At 71.2% G+C, this 4,626-nt stretch carries 3 protein-coding genes and 1 pseudogene; all 4 read left to right on the forward strand.

Going from position 1 to position 4,626, the window contains the following annotated elements; genetic code table 11:
* Positions 1-529 precede the first annotated feature (529 nt).
* The gene (gene mmsB, locus MKL01_RS30905) at positions 530-1,423 is read left to right on the forward strand and encodes a 3-hydroxyisobutyrate dehydrogenase (RefSeq protein ID WP_243909007.1); all 894 of its coding nucleotides are present in this window, start codon (positions 530-532) and stop codon (positions 1,421-1,423) included.
* Positions 1,420-2,199, forward strand: a complete 780-nt coding sequence (locus tag MKL01_RS30910) for an enoyl-CoA hydratase (protein ID WP_243909008.1) — start codon at positions 1,420-1,422, stop codon at positions 2,197-2,199. Before mmsB ends, MKL01_RS30910 begins: the two co-directional genes overlap by 4 nt.
* Positions 2,200-2,422: 223 nt before the next feature.
* Positions 2,423-4,156, forward strand: coding sequence for an AMP-binding protein (locus MKL01_RS30915; RefSeq protein WP_243909009.1), 1,734 nt, complete (start codon positions 2,423-2,425; stop codon positions 4,154-4,156).
* 245 nt (positions 4,157-4,401) lie between these two features.
* A pseudogene (locus MKL01_RS30920) lies at positions 4,402-4,626 on the forward strand (transglutaminase-like cysteine peptidase); the annotation flags it as partial.

Raw genomic sequence — 4,626 nt, forward strand, 5'->3', positions numbered from 1 at the left:
TGTTTAGAGGATCTGAGCACCCATTACCTATACTACTGTGGTACGATCTAGACGGGCGGTGCCTGTCTTTGCGAAGGGAGTGACGGGGATGAGTTGAAGAAGCTGCGGCTTGTTCCACCTGAGCGTTTACTCCGCCACCGGCCGCGGCGAGTTCTACACGGCTCTGGACACTCTTGCCCCACACGGCGCTCGTCCGATCTAAACGGGCGGAGCAGGTCTTTTCGAAGGCACGGACGGGGGTGGTGTGATGAAGCTGCGCCTTGTCCCACCCGCGCCCTCCCTCCCCCCTCTGCGGGGGAGGGTGGCCCCCGAAGGGGGTCGGGAGAGGGGCAGCGCGACGGTGCAGGATGACGCATAGGCCTTCATGACAGTCGCGCCTCATTCGGAACCCGCGCTCCCCTCTCCCGACCCCTGCTGACGCAGGGGCCACCCTCCCCCGCAGAGGGGGGGAGGGCGCGTGGGGGGGCTAGTCCGGCCCCGGGATGAGGGGACGGGTCGGAAAGGCGATCAACACCAAGGGAGGAATGGGATGGCACAGACCATCGGGTTCATCGGTCTCGGCAACATGGGCGGCCCGATGGCGGCCAATCTCGTGAAGGCGGGGCACACGGTCCGCGGGTTCGACCTGGTGCCGGCCTCGCTCGAAGCCGCCCGCGCCGAGGGCGTCGCGGTGGCGGGCTCGGCCCTTGAGGCGGCCGAGGGCGCGGAGGTCGTCATCACCATGCTGCCCGCCGGGCGGCACGTGGTCGAGGTCTGGACCCAGCTCGCCGCGGCCCTGCCTGCCGGCACCCTGCTGATCGATTCCTCCACCGTGGACGTCGAGAGCGCCCGCAAGGCTCACGCCCTCGCGGAGGCGCGGGGCTGCCTGTCGGTGGACGCGCCGGTCTCGGGGGGCACGGGCGGCGCGAAGGCCGGTACGCTGACCTTCATGGCCGGCGGCACCGAGGCGGCCTTCGCGAAGGCCGAACCGCTGCTCAAGGCCATGGGCAAGAACGTGTTCCATTGCGGCGCCGCCGGGGCCGGGCAGGCGGCCAAGATCTGCAACAACATGATCCTCGGCATCTCGATGATCGGCGTCAGCGAGGCCTTCGCCCTGGGCGAGAAGCTCGGCCTTTCGCATCAGGCGCTCTACGACGTGGCCTCGGTCTCCTCGGGCCAGTGCTGGTCGCTGACCACCTACTGCCCGGTGCCCGGCCCGGTGCCGACCTCGCCGGCCAACACCGGCTACAAGCCGGGCTTCGCCGCCGCGCTGATGCTCAAGGACCTCCGGCTGGCCCAGGCGGCGGCGCTCGCCGCCGGCGCCGCGACGCCGCTCGGCGCCGAGGCCGAGCAGATCTACGGCCTGTTCGAGAGCGCCGGGCACGGGGGAGAGGACTTTTCCGCGATCATCCATATGCTGCGCGGACGGGGAGGCGAGTCGTGACCGAGGCGTACGAGACGATCCTGACGGAGACGCGCGGCCGCGTCCTGCTGATCACCCTCAACCGGCCGAAGGCGCTCAACGCCATCAACGCCCAGCTCACCCGGGAGGTGATCCGGGCGGCGGCCGAGGCCGATGCCGATCCGGGCATCGGCTGCATCGTCGTCACCGGCTCGGCCAGGGCCTTCGCGGCGGGGGCCGACATCAAGGAAATGCAGCACGCCACCTACGCCGAGATGTACGCGGGCGACCGGTTCGCCGACTGGGACCGGTTCATCGCCGTGCGCAAGCCGATCATCGCCGCGGTGGCGGGCTACGCGCTCGGCGGCGGCTGCGAGCTCGCCATGATGTGCGACTTCATCCTGGCGGCCGACACGGCGCAGTTCGGACAGCCCGAGATCAAGCTCGGGGTGATGCCGGGGATCGGCGGCAGCCAGCGGCTCACCCGCTTCGTCGGCAAGTCGAAGGCCATGGAGATGTGCCTGACCGGCCGGATGATGGACGCCGCCGAGGCCGAGCGCGCCGGCCTCGTCTCCCGGGTGATCGCCGCCGACCAGCTCCTCGACGAGGCCATGAAGGCGGCCGAGACCATCGCGTCCATGTCGCTGCCGATCGCCATGATGACCAAGGAGGCGGTCAACCGCAGCTACGAGACCACGCTGACCGAGGGCATCCGCTTCGAGCGGCGGGTGTTCCATGCCATGTTCGCCACCAAGGACCAGAAGGAGGGCATGGCCGCCTTCGTGGAGAAGCGGCCGCCCCGGTTCGAGAACACCTGAACGCAAATTCTTCCCTCCCCCCTTCGCGGGGGAGGGTGGCCCGCGAAGCGGGTCGGGAGAGGGGAGCGGCGGTGCAGGATGAGGCTGTAGCCGTCACGCTGGCTCCGCCTTTTTCTGCAGCCGGGTTCCCCTCTCCCGACCCCTGCTGACGCAGGGGCCACCCTCCCCGCAGAGGGGGGAGGGGGAGGCGCGGAGCGCAAACGACAACGAGGGGGGAACGACCATGCCGAGCTTTCGGGAGGCCCGCGATCTTCTGCTGGCTCACCGCACCGATTACGCCGCCGCCGTCTCGGCCTTCGCGTGGCCGGATCCGGTGCCGTTCAACTGGGCGCTCGACTGGTTCGACGCGGTGCTGGCCGGCCCCGAGAGCCGCGACCGCGCCGCGCTCCGGATCGTCGAGGCGGGCAGCGGCGCAGAGCAGAGTTTTTCGTTCGGCGCGCTTGCCGCCCGCTCGAACCAGGTCGCCAACCACCTGCGGCAGCTCGGATTGCGGCGCGGCGACCACCTGCTCCTGCTGCTCGGCAACGTCCCGGCCCTGTGGGAGACCATGCTGGCGGCGATGAAGCTCGGCGCGGTTGTCATCCCGGCGACCACGTTGCTCACCGCCGACGAACTCGCCGACCGCCTCGCCCGCGGGCGCCCGCGGGCGATCGTGGCCGGGCCGGAGCAGATCGCGCGCTTCGCCGGGCTCGACACCGGCGGCGCGATCCGCCTCGTCACCGGGGCCGCGACGGAGGGCTGGGCGGCCTACGACGACGCGTCCGCGGCGACGGAGGCCTTCGCGCCGGACGGCCCGACCGGGGCCGAGGATCCGCTGCTCCTGTACTTCACCTCCGGCACCACGGCGAAGCCGAAGCTGGTCCGACACAGCCACCGCTCCTATCCCGTGGGGGCACTCTCGACCATGTACTGGCTCGGGCTGCAGCCCGGGGACGTGCACTGCAACGTCTCCTCGCCCGGCTGGGCCAAGCACGCGTGGTCGTCGTTCTTCGCCCCCTGGAACGCAGGGGCCACCATCCTGGTGATCAACCAGGCACCGTTCAACGCCGGCGCGCTCCTGACGCAGCTGGAGCGCACCGGCGCCACCACGCTCTGCGCCCCACCGACCGTCTGGCGGATGATCATCCAGGAGGAGCTCACCGGCCGGACCCTGGCGCTGCGCGAGGTCTGTGCCGCCGGTGAGCCCCTGAACCCCGAGGTGATCGAGCGGGTGAAGGAGGCCTGGGCCCTCACGATCCGGGACGGCTACGGCCAAACCGAGACCACGGCGCTCATGGCCAACAGCCCCGGTCAGCCGGTGGTGCCCGGGGCGCTGGGCCGGCCGCTGCCGGGCTACCGCGTGCGCGTCCTCGACGCCGACGGGGCGCCGGCCTCCGAGGGCGAGGTCTGCCTCGAACTCGGCGCCCATCGCCCCGCCGGCCTGATGCAAGGCTACGACGACGGCCAGGGCAACCTCTCGGGGGCCGAGGGCGCGCTCTACCGCACCGGCGACGTGGCCTTCGTGGACGATCAGGGCTGCTACACCTTCGTCGGCCGGGCCGACGACGTGTTCAAGTCCTCCGGCTACCGCATCAGCCCGTTCGAGCTGGAGAGCGTGCTGATCGAGCACCCGGCGGTGGCGGAAGCCGCGGTGGTGCCGGTGCCGGACCCGATGCGCCACACCATCCCCAAGGCCTACGTCTCCCTGGTGGCGGGGGCCTCCGCCGGCCCCGAGACGGCGCTCGACATCTTCCGCTTCACCAACGCCCGGCTGGCGACCTTCAAGCGCCTGCGCGGCCTCGAATTCGTCACCGACCTGCCCAAGACCATCTCGGGCAAGATCCGCCGGGTGCAGCTGCGCCGGCTGGAGCACGACGGCATCACCGAGGACCCGCACCGGGGCCGGGCCTACACGCAGGCGGATTTCCCGGAGCTGAAGGGCGAGGCGGAGCGCAAGCTCGACCAGACCGCGGGGTGAGCGTCGCCCCGCCGTCATCGCGCGCGCAGCGGAACGGACCGGCGAAGCGCCGCGGGTGACGAACGCTCAAGGTTTCCGGTTCCCGAAGCCGACCAGGCGGATTCGCGCGGCTTCCCAAGCGGGCCGTCGACGCTGTCGCGCGGCACCCGGGCACCATCGGCCGATCGATAAAATTGCGCGCATCCACTTCAGCGCCGCGGAGGCTGTGCGGCGCAATTCTGGCCTCGACAACGGGGACGGATGCGATGGGCGCGGGGCTTCACAGGACGGTTCGGGCGGTGCTGGCGGGTGCGGCGGCGCTGTTCGGCCTCGCCGCCGCGGCCGAGGCCCAGACCCTGGCGAGCCTTCCGAACGAGGTCGGGGCGCGTCTTCAGGGTGAGGCCAAGCCGATCGCCGCCTGGGTGACGTTCTGCCAGTCGTACGCGGCCGAGTGCGCGGTGGACCGGGGCGAGCCGGCGCGGATCAGCCTG

This window comes from Methylobacterium sp. J-070, from assembly GCF_022829385.1.
Classification (GTDB): Bacteria; Pseudomonadota; Alphaproteobacteria; order Rhizobiales; family Beijerinckiaceae; genus Methylobacterium.